Raw genomic sequence first — 17985 nt, 5'->3', positions numbered from 1 at the left:
AGCGCCGATGGTACTGCAGGGGGGACCCTGTGGGAGAGTAGGACGCCGCCGAACTATTATTAAGAGAGCTGGTCCCTGAACTTAGGTTCAGGGACCAGCTCTTTTTTGTTGTGCGTCACTTGGAGTTCACGTTGCGCGACCAACATCACGTGCATGAGTACTGCTGCAATGCTCAGGGCCGCGGGTGTCGGAGCCGGTGACGAGGTCATCGTGCCGGCGTTCGGGAACGCCGAGGTGGCCGAGGCCGTCATGCTGGCCGGCGCGCTGCCGGTGTTCGTCGACATCGATCCGAGTACCTACTGCCTCGACGCCGCCGAGGTCGAGGCGGCCGTGGGGCCGCGGACGGCCGCCCTGGTCGCCGTGCACCGCTTCGGACGGCTCGCCGACATGCCGCGCCTGTGGGACATCGGCCGACGGCGAGGGCTGCTGGTGCTCGAACAGGGCGAGTCCGAAGCGCCGTACGCCGAGGTCGAGGAGCGCAGGGCGCGCGCGACCTACCTCGATGGGCGGCTGCGGGGTGTACGGACTCCGGAGCGCGGCGCGGGACACACCTACCAGCAGTACGTCGTGCGGGTGTTGGGCAACGGACGGCCGGACCGGGACGCTTTCGCGCGGGCCGTGCGGGCCAAGGGCGTCGAGTGCAGGGTGCCGGTGAAGACGCCGGTGCACCGGATGCCCGCGTTCCGGCGGGACGTCTGTCTGCCGGAGACCGAGCGGGCCGCCGACGAGACGCTGGCCCTGCCTGTCGACGCGTCGCTGACCAAGCGGGAGATGCAGCGGATCGTGTCCGCGTGCAATGCCCTCGGCGGACTGCTGCAGCCCGCCTTCTAGGGGCGCCAAGGCAGTGCCGGACGCGGTACGGACGCGGTACGGACGCGGTATCGAACGCAGTTGGGAGCACACCGGCGTTCGGGGTATGCTTTATTCCGTTGCCACGAGGGAAACCTCGAAAGCAACAGGCCCCTATAGCTCAGTCGGTAGAGCGTCTCCATGGTAAGGAGAAGGTCAACGGTTCGATTCCGTTTGGGGGCTCAGACAGAAAAGGCCTCCGCCCTTGTGGGCGGGGGCCTTTCGCGTTTCCCGGGGCCGGTGCGACCCCGGGAACGGACCGTCAGTCCTTCTGCAGACCCGGGACGCGCATCGCCAGAATGGCCATGTCGTCGGACGGGGCGTCACTCGCGAAACGCTCGACCGCGCGCATGATGCGGGCGGCCACCGCACCGGCCGTCAGACCCGTGCAGGTAGTGAGGACATCGGCGAGGCCGTCGTCGCCCAGCATGCGGGTGCCCTCGCGGCGCTCGGTGACACCGTCCGTCACACACAGCAGGACGTCCCCCGGATCGAGCGTCACCTCCTGCTCGTACAGCTCCAGGTCGTCCATCACGCCGAGGAGCGGCTGGGGTTCGGCGGCCGGTTCCACCGTGCCGTCCGGGCGCAGACGCAGGGGGAGCGGGTGGCCGGCGCAGACCACCTTCAGGAGCGCCGAGCCGTCCTCCTGGGGCCACAACTCCCCGTACAGGAGCGTGAGGAAGCGGCTGCGGGCGCCCTCGTCGAGGATCGCGGAGTTCAGCCGGTCCAGGACCGCCGGGCCGCCGTAGCCCTCGCGGGCCAGCAGGCGCAGTGCGTGCCGGGCGAGGCCGGTGACCGCGGCGGCCTCCGGTCCCGTACCGCAGACGTCTCCGATGGCGAAGCCGTAGGCGCCGTCGCGGATGGGGAAGAGGTCGTAGAAGTCGCCGCCGACCTCGTTGCCCTCGCCCGCCGCGCGGTAGATGACCTCGACCTCGACGCCCTCGATGTGAGGGAGCTCCGGGGGCAGCAGGCTGCGCTGGAGGGACTGGCTGATGGCCGTGCGCTCCGAGTACAGGCGCGCGTTGTCCAAGGCGAGGGCGGCTCGGCGGCTCAGGTCCTCGGCCAGTTCCAGGATCTCCTGGCGGAAGTGTTCGTCCGTCGGCTTGCCGAGCGTCAGCATGCCGATCACGCGGTTGCGGGCCACCAGGGGCAGGACGACCGTCTCGCCGCCCACGGCGCCGGCCGTCGCCAGTGTCGTACCGATGCCGGAGCTGACCGAGGACGGTCCGCCGCCCAGGCCGAGGCTGCGCATGGAGGTGCGCAGAGCGGCCGTGTGGGCCGCCTCCGAGGGAGCCGCCCACACGCGGGCGCCCGGTGTGGGGACCGGGTCCGGGGGGTCGATCTTCGACAGGAGGGCCTTGAGGCCGTCGATGCGCTCCTCGTCCTCGTGCAGGACGTACGAAAGGTAGGGGTCGGAGGCCTGGTCGGCAATCGTGTAGACGGCACACCAGGTGGCCAGGGTCGGGACCGTCATCTGGGCCATCAGGGCCAGTGTCTGGTCGCGGTCCAGGGTGCCCGCGAGGAGGTCCGAGGCCTCGACGAGGAAGGACAGCGAGCCGCGGCGCAACCGTTCCAGCTCGCCGAGGCGGGCCGACTCCACGGCGAGCGCGATGCGGTCGGCGGCGAACTGGAGGCGCAGGGCCTCCTCGTTCGAGTAGCGGGCCGGTGATTCGGCGGCCACCCCGAGCGAGCCGGTGAGTCTGCCCTCGACCTTCAGGGGGACCGTGACGACCGAACGCATACCGGTGCCGCTGAGGAGCGGTACGGCCCCTGGGACGGCCGTGAGGTCCTCGTGGACGGCCGGCATGCGGGCCGAGCCGTAACGGCCGGTACCCGCCTCCACAGGGACGCGGGCGAAGCGCTGGCGGGCGGAGGGGAGCCCGGTGGAGGCGCGTACTTCCAGTTCCGTCTCGTCGTCGGTCGCGAGGAGGAGGAAGGCGGAGTCGCCGTCGAGCATGTCGCGGGCGCGTTCCACCGTGCGCTGGAGGAGGCCGTCCAGGTCGTCGGGGGCCGGTGAGCCGATGAAGACCTCGAAGGGGTCCGAGGCGTGGCCCTCGGAGCTGGTGGTCGTGTCCGTGGCCGAGACGCGCAACGGGGTCTGCAGGACCGCTCGTTCGTGGTCGCGGACCAGCAGGCAGACCGTGGAGGGCTCGCCGCCGGTGTCGCGGACGCGCAGGTGCGAGGCGTATACGGGAGTGACGCGGCCGTTGGCGCCGCGCAGGCCGTAACTGCCCTCCCAGCGGGAGAGTTTGAGGGCCTCGACGATGCCGGTGCTGGTGCCGGGGGTGTGCGGCCAGGCCGCGAGATCGGTCAGCGGCTTGCCGACGACCTGCTCCGCCGCGTAGCCGAAGAGCTCTTCCGCGTCCTCGTTCCAGGCGTTGATCGCGCCGGCCCGGTCGATCTGGACGACCGCCACGCGGACGCGGCCGTCGGCGAGGGGGAGCAGGTGGGAGGGCAGGGACGGGCCCGCGGTGCGGGTGCCCACCGCGCGCTCGGGGAGGTCCAGCTGGAACCAGACCTGTTTGCGGGTGGGCGTGTACTCGACGCCCCAGCGGCCCGCCAGGGCGGCACAGAGCTGGAGGCCGCGTCCGCCCTCGCGGTCGGGGTTGCCCATGTTGATGGCGCTGCCCTGGAGTGGAATCTCCCGTTCCGGGTAGTGGTCCGCCACCTCGATCCGTACGCCGTCGTCGCTGCGCAGGCACAGGACGTCCGCGGACGTGCCGGCGTGCACCACGGCGTTGGTGACCAGCTCGCTCGTGAGGACCACGGCGTCGTCGACGATGTCGGCGAAGCCCCAGCCCTGGAGGGTGTCACGGACGAAGGAACGAGCGGTCGCGACGGACCGCCCGACGGGGTCGAAGCTGGCGGCCGCGCGCGCGGTGATCACAGAACTCCTTGTCCGGTCGTCGGCGGGCAGGGCTCCGTGGCCGACCTGCCCCTGCCGGGGCAGGAGCTGGTTCTCGGTCGGCCGGGGATCCTGGGGTGGTCCCCCAGGATGCAGTCCGGTGGTCATGGTGCGGTGCCCTCCGATGCCTGCCTGCCCGCTCGTGCTCGTGCCACCGCCCAGGCCGGAAGGACCGGCGTGGCTGGACAGCCGCATGCAAGGTTACTTACCTTCGCGGTCCATGCGGATGCCGGTCGCCAGTGTTTACGTCCGGAGGGTGTGCGGACCGTGTGCGAAGCTGCCGAACTGTTATGGCCTGGTTCTGCCATGGTGAAACACTGGGCAGGCTTCAAGGGAAGGTCCGGGCAGGTTGAGAGCCTTCCGGCACGCGGAGCGAGAAGTACCCGAGTACGCCGAGCAGTAAATGGTCGACCCTTGCGGGAGGGACACAGTGGAGTCTGGCGCAGCGACGCGGGGCACTAAAACGCGCGCGAAAGGCGGACAGTCCCTGAGTAATCAGCGTAAACCGCGCAATGGCACCACCGAGGTGGACACGGCGGCCCTCAACAGGCTGCTGGCGGCCCTGGTGTCGATGCGGGACGGCAACTTCCGCAAGAGGCTCACGGTCTCCGGCGACGGCGTGATGTCCGAGATCGCGGCTGTCTTCAACGAGGTGGGCGACCGGAATCTGCAGCTGACGGGTGAGCTGTCGCGGGTGCGGCGGATGGTCGGTCGTGAGGGAAAGCTCACGGAACGGCTGGAGACGGGCGCCTGCGAGGGTTCCTGGGCCGCGGCGATCGACGCCTCCAACGCGCTCGTCGACGATCTCGTACGGCCCGTCTCCGAGGTCGGCCGGGTGCTGTCCGCGGTCGCGGAGGGCGATCTGTCGCCGCGCATGGAGCTGCGGGCGCAGGCCGCGGACGGCAACGGGCATCCGCTGCGCGGCGAGTTCCTGAAGGTCGGGCGCACGGTCAACAACCTGGTCGACCAGCTGTCCACGTTCACCGACGAGGTCACACGGGTGGCCAGTGAGGTCGGTACCGAGGGCAAGCTGGGCGGGCAGGCCCGGGTGCGGGGTATGTCCGGTTCGTGGAAGGACCTCACGGACTCGGTCAACACGATGGCGTACCGGCTGACGGCCCAGGTGCGGGACATCGCGCTGGTGACGACGGCGGTCGCCAAGGGTGACCTGTCCCGGAAGGTCACGGTTCACGTGGCCGGCGAGATGCTCGAACTGAAGAACACCGTCAACACGATGGTGGATCAGCTGTCCTCGTTCTCCTCCGAGGTGACGCGGGTAGCGCGCGAGGTGGGCACCGAGGGCGAGCTGGGCGGGCAGGCGCAGGTGCCCGGGGTGGCCGGGGTGTGGAAGGACCTCACCGATTCGGTGAACCTCATGGCCGGCAACCTGACCGCGCAGGTGCGCGGGATCGCGCAGGTCACGACGGCGGTCGCCAACGGTGATCTGTCGCAGAAGGTGACGGTGTCCGCGCGCGGCGAGGTCGCGCAGCTCGCCGAGACGATCAACCAGATGACCGAGACGCTGCGGACGTTCGCGGACGAGGTCACACGTGTCGCCAACGAGGTCGGTGGCGAGGGGCGGCTCGGCGGGCAGGCCAACGTGCCGGGCGCGGCGGGCACGTGGAAGGACCTCACCGATTCGGTGAACACGGTCTTCAGGAACCTCACCACCCAGGTGCGGGACATCGCCGCAGTAACTACTGCGGTCGCCAACGGTGATCTGTCGCAGAAGGTCAGTGTCGAGGTCGCCGGCGAGATGCTGGAGCTGAAGAACACCGTCAACACGATGGTCGACCAGCTCTCCAGCTTCGGCGCGGAGGTCACCCGGGTGGCGCGGGAGATCGGTGTCGAGGGCGAGCTGGGCGGTCAGGCCCAGGTGCCCGGCGCGGCCGGTACGTGGAAGGACCTCACCGACTCCGTCAACACGGCGTTCCGCAACCTCACCGGACAGGTGAGGAACATCGCCCAGGTGACGACGGCGGTGGCCAACGGTGATCTGTCGCAGAAGGTCACCGTGGACGTCTCCGGCGAGATGCTCGCGCTGAAGAACACCGTGAACACGATGGTCGACCAGCTGTCGTCCTTCGCCGACCAGGTGACGCGGATGGCGCGTGACGTGGGCACGGAGGGCCGCCTGGGCGGCCAGGCGCGCGTGGACGGCGTGTCCGGTACGTGGAAGGACCTCACCGACTCCGTCAACTTCATGGCGGGCAACCTCACGTCCCAGGTGCGGCAGATCGCCCAGGTGACGACGGCGGTGGCGCGCGGTGACCTCTCGCAGAAGATCGAGGTCGACGCGCGCGGCGAGATCCTCGAACTGAAGAACACGATCAACACGATGGTCGACCAGCTCAGCGCCTTCGCCGAGCAGGTGACCCGGGTGGCCCGTGAGGTGGGCACCGACGGCCGTCTCGGCGGCCAGGCGCAGGTGCCGGGCGTCGCGGGCGTGTGGCGCGACCTCACCGACTCGGTGAACGGCATGGCCGGCAACCTCACCGCGCAGGTGCGCAACATCGCGCAGGTCGCGACCGCGGTGGCCCGCGGTGACCTCTCGCAGAAGATCGACGTGGACGCGCGCGGCGAGATCCTGGAGCTGAAGAACACCCTCAACACGATGGTGGACCAGCTCTCGAACTTCGCCGAGCAGGTGACGCGGGTGGCCCGTGAGGTGGGTACGGAGGGCATCCTCGGCGGGCAGGCCGAGGTGCAGGGTGTCTCCGGCACCTGGAAGGACCTCACGCAGTCCGTGAACTTCATGGCGAACAACCTGACGATCCAGGTGCGCAACATCGCCGAGGTCACGACCGCCGTCGCCAAGGGCGATCTGTCGAAGAAGATCACCGTCGACGCGAAGGGCGAGATCCTCGAACTCGTCACCACCGTCAACACGATGGTCGACCAGCTGTCCTCGTTCGCCGAGCAGGTGACGCGGGTGGCGCGTGAGGTGGGTACCGAGGGCATCCTGGGCGGGCAGGCGCACGCGTCGGGTGTCACGGGCATCTGGAAGGACCTCACCGACAACGTCAACCTGATGGCCAACAACCTGACCGTGCAGGTGCGGAACATCTCCCAGGTTGCGGCGGCCGTCGCCAACGGCGACCTGACGCGGACGGTGACGATCGAGGCGCGCGGCGAGGTCGCGCAGCTCGCCGACACCTTCAACACCATGGTGAAGACGCTGAGTTCGTTCGCCGACCAGGTCACCAAGGTGGCCCGCGAGGTGGGCACGGACGGCATCCTGGGCGGCCAGGCGCGCGTACCGGGCGTGTCGGGCACGTGGAAGGACCTCACGGAGTCCGTGAACGGCATGGCGTCCAACCTGACCGGGCAGGTGCGCAACATCGCGATGGTCACCACGGCCATCGCCAAGGGCGACCTGACCAAGAAGATCGACATCGACGCGCGCGGCGAGATCCTGGAGCTGAAGACCACCATCAACACGATGGTCGACCAGCTGTCGTCGTTCGCCGAGGAGGTCACCCGGGTGGCCCGCGAGGTGGGCACCGAGGGGCAGTTGGGCGGCCAGGCGCGGGTGCGGGACGTCGACGGCACCTGGCGCGACCTCACCGAGTCGGTGAACGAGATGGCCGGGAACCTGACCCGGCAGGTGCGTGCCATCGCGCGCGTGGCGACCGCGGTGACCCGCGGCGACCTCAACCTGAAGATCGACGTGGACGCCTCCGGCGAGATCCAGGAACTTCAGGACTACATCAACAAGATGATCGCGAACCTCCGCGACACCACCATCGCCAACAAGGAGCAGGACTGGCTGAAGGGCAACCTCGCCCGGATCTCCGGTCTGATGCAGGGCCGCCGCGACCTCGCCGACGTGGCCTCGCTCATCATGGGCGAGCTGACGCCGGTGGTCTCGGCGCAGCACGGCGCGTTCTTCATGGCGATGCCGCTGGACGACGGCAAGCACGTGGGCGCCGCGAACGACGACTCGTACGAACTTCGCATGCTGGGGTCGTACGGCTACTCGATGGGCTCCATGCCGACGTCGTTCCGGCCCGGGGAGACGCTGATCGGGACGGCCGCCAAGGAGAAGCGCACGATTCTCGTGGAGAACGTGCCGCCGGGGTACCTGAAGATCGCCTCCGGCCTCGGGGAGGCACCCCCGGCGCATGTCATCGTGCTGCCGGTGCTCTTCGAGGGGACCGTACTCGGGGTGATCGAGCTGGCGTCGTTCCACTCGTTCACGCACATCCAGAAGGACTTCCTCAGCCAGATCGCCGAGATGATCGCGACGAGCGTCAACACCATCGCGGTCAACACCAAGACCGAGGTCCTGCTCAAGCAGTCGCAGGAACTGACCGAGCAGCTCAGGGAGCGGTCGGCGGAGCTGGAGAACCGGCAGAAGGCCCTCCAGGCGTCCAACGCCGAGCTGGAGGAGAAGGCCGAACTGCTGGCCCAGCAGAACCGCGACATCGAGGTCAAGAACACCGAGATCGAGGAGGCGCGGCAGGTCCTGGAGGAGCGCGCCGAGCAACTCGCGGTCTCCATGCGCTACAAGAGCGAGTTCCTGGCCAACATGTCCCACGAGCTGCGTACGCCGCTCAACTCGCTGCTGATCCTCGCCAAGCTGCTCGCCGACAACGCGGACTCCAACCTCACGCCCAAGCAGGTCGAGTTCGCCGAGACGATCCACGGGGCGGGTTCCGACCTGCTCCAGCTGATCAACGACATCCTCGACCTGTCGAAGGTCGAGGCGGGCAAGATGGACGTGTCGCCGACGCGTATCGCGCTGGTCCAGCTCGTCGACTACGTAGAGGCCACTTTCCGTCCGCTGACGGCGGAGAAGGGGCTCGATTTCTCCGTACGGGTGTCGCCGGAACTGCCCGCCACGCTGCACACGGACGAGCAGCGGCTCCTCCAGGTGCTGCGCAACCTCCTTTCGAACGCGGTGAAGTTCACCGACTCCGGAGCCGTCGAACTCGTCATCCGGCCCGCGGGCGCGGAGGTGCCGGTCGCCATCCGGGAGCAGCTGCTGGAGGCGGGCTCGCTGCGGGACGCGGACGCCGACCTGATCGCGTTCTCCGTGACCGACACGGGCATCGGGATCGCGGCCAGCAAGATGCGGGTGATCTTCGAGGCGTTCAAGCAGGCGGACGGCACGACGAGCCGCAAGTACGGCGGTACGGGCCTGGGTCTGTCCATCTCGCGGGAGATCGCGCGGCTGCTGGGCGGCGAGATCCACGCGCAGAGCGAGCCGGGGCGCGGCTCGACGTTCACGCTGTACCTGCCGCTGCACCCGAGCGAACTCCCGCCGCAGGGCTACCCGCAGCTGTCCCCGCCCATGGAGAACGGCGCGCTGCCGGCCGGAGCGGACGACGAGGCCGAGGCCCGTGTGGAGACACCGGCGGAGGTCAGGTCGTACCAGGAGACCCAGAACGGGCCCGCCGCGCTCTTCAGGCGGCGTCGCAGGGCGGTGTCCGCGGCCGAGAACCGGCCCGCGCTGCCGGGGGCCCAGGCGCAGGTCCCGGAGGCCTGGGGCTCGAACGGCGAGGAGGTGGCCACGCGCGCGCGTGCCGTCTTCCGCTTCGAGGGCGAGAAGGTGCTGATCGTCGACGACGACATCCGCAACGTGTTCGCGCTCACCAGCGTCCTGGAGCAGCACGGCCTTTCGGTGCTGTACGCCGAGAACGGCCGCGAGGGCATCGAGGTCCTGGAGCAGCACGACGACGTCACGGTCGTCCTGATGGACATCATGATGCCGGAGATGGACGGATACGCGACCACGACGGCGATCCGCAGGATGCCCCAGTTCGCCGGGCTGCCGATCATCGCGCTCACCGCGAAGGCGATGAAGGGCGACCGGGAGAAGGCCATCGAGTCGGGTGCCTCCGACTACGTGACGAAGCCGGTCGATCCCGATCATCTGCTCTCGGTGATGGAGCAGTGGATGCGGGGGCAGTGATCGAGGGGCGGGTTTCGTCGGGCGGCCGAGGATGATTGAGTGGCAGGGAAATGATCGCGTCCACGGGCCGGTCGGACGGCGGCGCGCCATGGCGAGTTGCTGACTGACTGTGCCCGGAGCCGTGTAGAAACCCGGGATTCGGGGAACCTTCTGGTCTCCCGCTGCGTTTCTGCTACGTGCACAGTGACATCGCGGTGACAGGGTGTGGCGACAGGCGGGGTGCGGCTACCATGACCGGCACAAGGACGGGCGGCGCTCAGAAGCCGTCCCCTGGGGCGGCGCCCGGTGCACTGCCGGGACGAGGAGGGCGGGCCATGGTGCAGAAGGCCAAGATCCTCCTGGTCGATGACCGGCCGGAGAATCTGCTGGCGCTGGAGGCCATCCTCTCTGCGCTCGATCAGACACTGGTACGGGCATCTTCCGGGGAGGAAGCGCTCAAAGCGCTGCTCACGGACGACTTCGCGGTCATTCTGCTGGATGTCCAGATGCCGGGCATGGACGGTTTCGAGACCGCCGCGCACATCAAGAGGCGGGAACGGACCCGGGACATCCCGATCATCTTCCTCACCGCGATCAACCACGGGCCGCACCACACGTTCCGCGGGTACGCGGCGGGTGCGGTGGACTACATCTCCAAGCCGTTCGATCCGTGGGTGCTGCGCGCGAAGGTCTCGGTCTTCGTCGAGCTCTACATGAAGAACTGCCAACTGCGGGAGCAGGCGGCGCTGCTGCGTCTGCAGCTGGAGGGCGGCGGCAAGTCGGTGCTCGGCGACACCAAGGAGCCGGCCGGACTGCTCGCCGAACTCTCCGCGCGGCTCGCGGCCGTCGAGGAGCAGGCCGAGGCTCTCTCCAAACAGCTGGACGACGATTCGGCGGACGCGGCGGCGGTGGCCACCGCGGCCCATCTCGAACGGAAACTGACGGGGCTGCGCCGCGCGCTGGACGCGCTGGAGCCGGGCACGGGGAGCGGGGCGGCTTCGCTGCCGTCCCAGAACTGAGCCTTCCCAGAACTGAGCCCTCGCGGAGCTGAGTCCTTACGGAGCTGAACTCCGGCGGGCTCGGCCCCTGGCCGCGAGGCGTCCGCGGGTTCGGCGGTGGCGGCTCAGGCGCCTTGTGCGGCTTGCGGGTTGCCGCGGGCACGGTGGGTCCACCCTGATCGGCCCCTCGCGCCGCTCGGCTGTCGGTGGGCCGAACGGCGTTCTGCACGGCCGGGGTTGCGGCCGAGGCGGCGTCAGCCCGGCGCCGGGGAACGGGCGACACGAACGGGTGAAGCAGTAGGCACACGTGTCCGCAGTGGTCTCCACCGGTAACCTCACACCCATGGCCTCACGTCAGCCCGCAGCCAAGAAGTCGCCCGCGAAGAAGGCGGTCGCTCCGACCAAGGCTGTGGCGAAGCGGGCTCCCGCCGCGAAAAAAGCCGTCGCGAAAAGGCCGCCCGCGAAGAAGGCCGCAGTCCGCAAAGCCCCGCCCCCGAAGCCGGCGCCCAGTCCCACAGGGGGCTTGTACAGGCTGGTACGCGCCCTGTGGCTCGGCGTCGCGCACGCCGTCGGCGCCGTGTTCCGCGGCATAGGGCGTGGCGCCAAGGGGCTCGACCCCGCGCACCGCAAGGACGGTCTCGCGCTCCTGCTGCTCGGTCTCACCCTGATCACCGCGGCGGGGACCTGGTCCAACCTCCGCGGCCCGGTGGGCGACCTCGTCGAGATGCTGGTGACCGGTGCCTTCGGCCGTCTCGACCTGCTCGTGCCGATACTGCTGGCGGTCGTCGCCGCCCGGCTCATCCGGCACCCCGAGAAGCCCGAGGCCAACGGACGCATCGTCATCGGTCTGTCCGCGCTCGCCGTCGGTGTGCTCGGTCAGGTCCACATCGCCTGCGGGGCGCCCGCGCGCAGCGACGGCATGCAGGCGATAAGGGACGCGGGCGGGCTCATCGGCTGGGGCGCGTCGACTCCGCTGACGTACACCATGGGGGACGTGCTGGCGGTGCCGCTCCTGGTGCTGCTCACGGTCTTCGGGCTGCTGGTGGTCACCGCGACCCCGGTCAACGCGATTCCGCAGCGGCTGCGGCTGCTGGGGGTCCGGCTTGGCGTCCTGCAGCCGCGGGCGAGCGACGACGTGTTCGCCGAGGACGACGACGAGCGCTACGACGAGCAGTGGCGTGAGGTGCTGCCTGAGAGCCCCCGGAGGCGCCGTACGGCGCCCGAGGCGTACGACCCGGACGAGGCCGAGCAGGAGGCGCTCTCGGAGCGCCGGAGCCGCCGCAGGCGGCCCGCCGTGCAGCAGCCCGCGCTGGACCGGCCCTTGGACGCCGTCGACGTGGCCGCTGCCGCCGCCGCTGCCCTCGACGGCGCGGTGATGCACGGGATGCCGCCCTCGCCCCTGGTGGCCGACCTCACGCAGGGCGTCGGCACCGACCGGGGCGAGTACGAGGACTCGGGCACCGGCGAGGAGGCCGGCCGGCGCGAGGAGCCCACTCCGGTGCCCGCCGCGCGCGCGAAGGGCGCCAGGCCCAAGCAGGAGATGCTGAAGGCCGAGGTCGCCGACCTCACCAAACCCGCTCCCGACACCTCCCGGGACCTCCCGGCGCGGGCCGAGCAGCTCCAGCTCCGCGGCGACATCACGTACTCCCTGCCGTCGCTCGACCTGCTGGAGCGCGGCGGCCCCGGCAAGACGCGCAGCGCCGCCAACGACGCGGTCGTCGCCTCCCTCCAGAACGTCTTCCGGGAGTTCAAGGTCGACGCCTCGGTCACCGGCTTCACGCGCGGCCCGACGGTCACCCGGTACGAGGTCGAACTGGGCCCGGCCGTGAAGGTCGAGCGGATCACGGCGCTCGCCAAGAACATCGCGTACGCCGTCGCCAGCCCCGACGTGCGGATCATCAGCCCGATCCCCGGCAAGTCCGCGGTCGGCATCGAGATCCCGAACTCCGACCGCGAGATGGTCAACCTGGGTGACGTCCTGCGGCTCGCGGACGCGGCCGAGGACGACCATCCGATGCTCGTCGCGCTCGGCAAGAACGTCGAGGGCGGCTACGAGATGGCCAACCTCGCGAAGATGCCGCACGTCCTGGTGGCCGGAGCGACCGGCTCCGGAAAGTCGTCGTGCATCAACTGCCTGATCACCTCGATCATGGTGCGGGCGACGCCCGAGGACGTGCGCATGGTCCTGGTCGACCCCAAGCGCGTCGAGCTGACGGCGTATGAGGGCATTCCGCACCTGATCACGCCGATCATCACCAACCCGAAGCGGGCCGCCGAGGCGCTGCAGTGGGTCGTACGGGAGATGGATCTGCGGTACGACGACCTGGCGGCCTTCGGGTACCGGCACATCGACGACTTCAACGCCGCCATAAGGAAGGGCAAGGTCAAGCTGCCCGAGGGCAGCGAGCGGGAGCTGTCCCCGTACCCGTACCTGCTGGTGATCGTCGACGAGCTCGCGGATCTCATGATGGTCGCGCCGCGCGATGTCGAGGACTCGATCGTGCGCATCACGCAGCTCGCGCGCGCGGCCGGCATCCACCTCGTGCTCGCCACCCAGCGGCCGTCCGTCGACGTCGTCACGGGTCTGATCAAGGCGAACGTGCCGTCCCGGCTCGCGTTCGCCACCTCCTCGCTCGCGGACAGCCGCGTCATTCTCGACCAGCCCGGCGCCGAGAAGCTGATCGGCAAGGGCGACGGGCTCTTCCTGCCCATGGGGGCCAACAAGCCCACCCGTATGCAGGGTGCCTTCGTCACCGAGGACGAGGTCGCCGCCGTCGTGCAGCACTGCAAGGACCAGATGGCGCCCGTCTTCCGGGACGACGTCACCGTGGGCACCAAGCAGAAGAAGGAGATCGACGAGGACATCGGCGACGACCTCGACCTGCTGTGCCAGGCCGCCGAACTGGTCGTCTCCACGCAGTTCGGGTCGACCTCGATGCTCCAGCGCAAGCTGCGCGTCGGGTTCGCCAAGGCCGGGCGGCTGATGGACCTCATGGAGTCCCGCAACATCGTCGGGCCCAGCGAGGGATCCAAGGCTCGTGACGTTCTTGTGAAGGCTGACGAGCTGGACGGAGTGCTTGCGGTGATCCGGGGGCAGGCGGAGTCCTAGGGAGACAGGACGGCCGCTTTCCGGGCGAGAGCGGGCCGGCCTTCCGGGAGAGCGGGCCGTTTCCCTCCACGCGAGTGGACCGCTTCCCTCCGTGCGGTGGGTCGGACCGCCCGGGTGTCCCTGTCGGGGCAGCCGGGGTGATCCGAACGTGACTCACCCGTAAGGAAACGGTGAGCAACCGTTTCCCTTCGTCGCACGTCAAGTTGAGGGAGGGGACAGAGCCATGTCCCAGCATCAGGATGACCGGCCATTCTGATGGCGTACAAAGTCCTACCGCCCGGTTGCCCCACCCTTTCGCACCCCCCCTAGACTGAACCCCCAGCACAGGTGGCTTTACGCTCGAAAGGCGCCCCCGTGTCCATCGGCAACTCCTCTGACGACCACTCCTCTGACGACAACTCCCCTCAGGACGAGCGCCCCTCCGTAGAGGACGATCGGCCTTCGGTCGGCGACGCCCTGCGGCAGGCGCGCATCGCGGCGGGGCTGACCGTCGACGACGTCAGTAACGCCACCCGGGTCCGTATCGCCATCGTGCACGCGATCGAGCAGGACGACTTCGGCCCCTGTGGCGGCGACGTCTACGCGCGCGGGCACATCAAGACGCTCGCCCGCGCCGTCGGTCTCGACCCCGCCGCGCTGCTCGCGCGCTACGACGCGGACCACGGTGGGCGGCCCGCGCCGACCCCGGCCGCACCCATGTTCGAGGCGGAGCGGATCCGTCCCGAGCGCCGGGGCCCCAACTGGACCGCGGCCATGGTCGCCGCGATCGTCGCCGTGATCGGCTTCGTCGGATTCACGATGTTCAGCGGCGACGACGAGGACGGCAGGACGACGCAGGTCGCGGAGGGCTCGACGCCCACCGCGAGCAAGCCCGTCAAGACCAAGCCGACGCCGACCAAGCAGGAGACCCCGAAGACCGACCCGTCCGACGCCATCGCGGCCGCGCCGCAGGACAAGGTCACCGTCCAGGTCAGCGCCCCCGACGGCCGCAGCTGGATCTCGGCCAAGGACCACAACGGACGGCTCCTCTTCGACGGCCTCCTGGAGCAGGGCGACTCCAAGACCTTCCAGGACAAGGAGAAGGTCGACCTCGTCCTCGGCGACGCGGGCGCCATCCAGCTGTACGTGAACGGCAAAAAGATCGACGACGAGTTCCAGCCCGGCCAGGTGGAGCGCCTGACGTACACGAAGGGCGACCCCGAGGTCGGCTGAGCCGGCGTACCGAGAGGCGCTTGTTCGTACATCCGCCCGGCCTCTCGGGCAGGCGGGAACGGGGTTGGCCAGGATCGGCCAACCCCGTCGACGTGGGCTGTCGGTGGGACGAAGTAGTCTTGAGCCCATGCCTGAACGCCGTACCGTCGCACTCGTCACCCTTGGCTGCGCCCGTAACGAGGTGGACTCGGAGGAGCTCGCAGGCCGCTTGGAGGCGGACGGCTGGCACCTCGTGGAGGACGCCGAGAACGCGGACGTCGCCGTCGTCAACACCTGCGGCTTCGTCGAAGCCGCCAAGAAGGACTCCGTCGACGCCCTCCTGGAAGCCAACGACCTCAAGGGTCACGGCAGAACCCAGGCGGTCGTCGCCGTCGGCTGCATGGCCGAGCGGTACGGCAAGGAACTGGCCGAGGCCCTGCCCGAGGCCGACGGCGTACTGGGCTTCGACGACTACGCCGACATCTCCGACCGGCTCCAGACCATCCTGAACGGCGGCATCCACGCCGCCCACACCCCGCGCGACCGGCGCAAGCTGCTGCCGATCAGCCCCGCCGAGCGCCAGGACGCCGGAGCGGAGGTCGCCCTTCCGGGACACGGCCCCGCCGACCTCCCCGAGGGACTCGCCCCCGAGTCCGGCCCCCGTGCGCCCCTGCGCCGGCGGCTCGACGGCTCCCCGGTGGCCTCCGTGAAGCTCGCCTCCGGCTGCGACCGGCGCTGCTCCTTCTGCGCCATCCCGTCCTTCCGCGGCTCCTTCATCTCGCGCCGCCCCAGCGACGTCCTCGGTGAGACGCGCTGGCTCGCCGAGCAGGGCGTGAAGGAGGTCATGCTGGTCTCCGAGAACAACACGTCGTACGGCAAGGACCTCGGCGACATCCGCCTCCTGGAGACGCTGCTGCCCGAGCTGGCCGAGGTCGAGGGCATCGAGCGGGTGCGGGTCAGCTACCTCCAGCCCGCCGAGATGCGCCCCGGACTCATCGACGTACTGACCTCCACGCCGAACGTCGCCCCCTACTTCGACCTGTCCTTCCAGCACTCCGCCCCCGGAGTGCTGCGCGCGATGCGGCGCTTCGGGAACACCGAGCAGTTCCTGGGGCTCCTCGACACGATCCGCTCCAAGGCCCCGCAGGCCGGTGTGCGGTCGAACTTCATCGTGGGCTTCCCCGGCGAGACCGCGGAGGACCTGGCGGAGCTGGAGCGCTTCCTCACGGCCGCGCGCCTGGACGCCATCGGTGTCTTCGGGTACTCCGACGAGGACGGCACCGAGGCCGCCACGTACGAGAACAAGCTGGACGAGGACGTCGTCGCCGAGCGCCTCGCGCGCGTGTCCCGGCTCGCCGAGGAACTGGTCTCCCAGCGGGCGGAGGAGCGCGTCGGCGAGACCCTCCAGGTGCTGGTCGAGTCCCTCGGATCGGTCGCCGAGGGCGAGCCCGCCCACGGGCGCGCCGCGCACCAGGCCCCCGAGACCGACGGCCAGGTCGTGTTCACGAGCGGCGAAGGACTGACCGTCGGCCGTATGGTCGAGGCGAAGGTGGTCGGTACGGAAGGTGTCGACCTGGTGGCCGAGCCGCTCCCGGGCTCGCTCGTATGTACTGAGGAGGCGGCCAGATGACCGGAGTCCCGGCACCTGCGGCGGGCGGCTCCGGCGCGCCCGGTACACGCGGTGCCGCCGGTGCTCCGGGCGCCCCTGGCGCGGGGATCTCCGGTACGGGAACCTCCGGTTCGGGAATCACTGGTTCGGGAGTCAGCGGTTCGGGAGTCACCGGTTCGGGAGCCGTCGGCTCCGGTACGAGCGCTTCCGGTACGAGTACGTCCGGTACGGGCGTATCCGGTGCTCAGGGTCCGAAGCCGCCGCGCGGCGGCAAGCTGATCGACGCGGCCGTCAACCAGGCCAGCGTCTGGAACGTCGCCAATCTGCTCACCATGCTCCGGCTCGTACTCGTGCCGGGTTTCGTGGCGCTGATGCTCGCCGACGGCGGCTACGACCCCGTGTGGCGGGCGTGGGCCTGGGCGGCCTTCGCCGTCGCCATGATCACGGACGTCTTCGACGGCCACCTCGCGCGGACGTACAACCTCGTCACCGACTTCGGGAAGATCGCCGACCCGATCGCCGACAAAGCCATCATGGGGGCGGCGCTGATCTGTCTCTCCTACCTCGGCGATCTGCCGTGGTGGGTGACGGCGGTGATCCTCGGGCGGGAGCTCGGGATCACCCTGCTGCGCTTCTGGGTGATCCGCTACGGCGTGATCCCGGCCAGCCGCGGCGGCAAGCTGAAGACACTGACGCAGGGCATCGCCGTCGGGATGTACGTCCTGGCGCTGACGGGGCCGCTGGCGACCCTGAGGTTCTGGGTGATGGCCGGGGCGGTCGCTCTGACCGTCGTCACCGGAGCCGACTATGTGAGACAGGCCATTGTGCTGCGGCGCGAGGGAATCGCCGAGCGGAAGGCCGCCGCCGAGGAGGCGCAGGCGTGACCTCCACGGCCGCCGAAGTGCTGCGACTACTCACAGTGAGGGGCGAGACCCTTGCTGTCGCCGAGTCGCTGACCGGCGGTCTGGTGGCCGCGGAACTCGCCGCGGTGCCCGGCGCCTCCAAGGCCTTCCGCGGCTCGGTGACCGCCTACGCCACCGACCTCAAGCGTGACGTACTCGGCGTCGACGCCACCCTGCTGGATCAGCGCGGAGCGGTGGATCCGCAGGTCGCGGCCCAGATGGCGGCCGGCGCCCGCAAGGTCCTCGGCGCGGACTGGGGGATATCGACCACCGGAGTCGCGGGCCCGGAGCCCCAGGACGGGCAGCCGGTCGGCACGGTATACATCGCCGTGGACGGGCCGTCCGGGACGACGCATGAACGCGCTCTTGGCGGGAAAGTGTCCGCGTTGCGGTTGAACGGCTCCCGGACGGAAATCCGTATGGAGAGTGTACGGAGCGTGCTCGCCCTGCTTCTGGAGCGGCTTGTGAGCGAACACCCTGGGAATGATCGGGCACAGGATACGGAACAGAACGGGGGGTTTTGATG

Annotated in this window: 9 protein-coding genes and 1 tRNA gene; 9 read left to right on the top strand and 1 reads right to left on the bottom strand. The window is 69.7% G+C overall.

What is annotated here, in order from left to right; genetic code table 11:
- The first annotated feature begins 168 nt into the window (after window positions 1-168).
- The gene (locus ACFWGJ_RS09135) at window positions 169-831 is read left to right on the top strand and encodes a DegT/DnrJ/EryC1/StrS family aminotransferase (RefSeq protein ID WP_387322038.1); all 663 of its coding nucleotides are present in this window, start codon (window positions 169-171) and stop codon (window positions 829-831) included.
- Between the two features lie 128 nt (window positions 832-959).
- Window positions 960-1032 (top strand) — tRNA-Thr (locus ACFWGJ_RS09130).
- Window positions 1033-1111: 79 nt separating this feature from the next.
- Here the strand turns inward: ACFWGJ_RS09130 and ACFWGJ_RS09125 are convergent.
- The gene (locus ACFWGJ_RS09125) at window positions 1112-3862 is read right to left on the bottom strand and encodes a SpoIIE family protein phosphatase (protein WP_387322037.1); all 2751 of its coding nucleotides are present in this window, start codon (window positions 3860-3862) and stop codon (window positions 1112-1114) included.
- 322 nt (window positions 3863-4184) lie between these two features.
- On the opposite strand from ACFWGJ_RS09125, the gene ACFWGJ_RS09120 reads away from it, so the two are divergent.
- The 7 genes from ACFWGJ_RS09120 (at window position 4185) to ACFWGJ_RS09090 (ending at window position 17983) form a co-directional block, all read left to right on the top strand.
- Entirely contained in the window at window positions 4185-9671 is a 5487-nt protein-coding gene (locus ACFWGJ_RS09120) for a HAMP domain-containing protein (RefSeq protein WP_387322034.1), read from the top strand.
- 314 nt (window positions 9672-9985) lie between these two features.
- Window positions 9986-10669, top strand: a complete 684-nt coding sequence (locus ACFWGJ_RS09115; RefSeq protein ID WP_387322032.1) for a two-component system response regulator — start codon at window positions 9986-9988, stop codon at window positions 10667-10669.
- 322 nt (window positions 10670-10991) lie between these two features.
- Window positions 10992-13757 (top strand): DNA translocase FtsK, encoded by a 2766-nt coding sequence (locus tag ACFWGJ_RS09110; protein WP_387322029.1) that lies wholly within the window; start codon window positions 10992-10994, stop codon window positions 13755-13757.
- A 354-nt stretch (window positions 13758-14111) separates the two neighbouring features.
- Window positions 14112-14969, top strand: coding sequence for a helix-turn-helix domain-containing protein (locus tag ACFWGJ_RS09105; protein ID WP_387322027.1), 858 nt, complete (start codon window positions 14112-14114; stop codon window positions 14967-14969).
- Between the two features lie 127 nt (window positions 14970-15096).
- Window positions 15097-16578, top strand: a complete 1482-nt coding sequence (gene rimO, locus ACFWGJ_RS09100) for a 30S ribosomal protein S12 methylthiotransferase RimO (protein ID WP_387322025.1) — start codon at window positions 15097-15099, stop codon at window positions 16576-16578.
- Entirely contained in the window at window positions 16575-17441 is an 867-nt protein-coding gene (pgsA, locus tag ACFWGJ_RS09095; protein ID WP_387322023.1) for a CDP-diacylglycerol--glycerol-3-phosphate 3-phosphatidyltransferase, read from the top strand. The genes rimO and pgsA overlap by 4 nt, the downstream gene beginning before the upstream one ends.
- The gene (locus ACFWGJ_RS09090) at window positions 17438-17983 is read left to right on the top strand and encodes a CinA family protein (protein WP_387322021.1); all 546 of its coding nucleotides are present in this window, start codon (window positions 17438-17440) and stop codon (window positions 17981-17983) included. Before pgsA ends, ACFWGJ_RS09090 begins: the two co-directional genes overlap by 4 nt.
- Window positions 17984-17985 lie beyond the last annotated feature (2 nt).

The sequence above is a fragment of the Streptomyces sp. NPDC060205 genome (assembly GCF_042728395.1).
Taxonomy (GTDB): domain Bacteria; phylum Actinomycetota; class Actinomycetes; order Streptomycetales; family Streptomycetaceae; genus Streptomyces.
The sequence above is the reverse complement of the archived record's forward strand: the minus strand, read 5'-3'. Positions and strand labels throughout refer to the sequence as shown.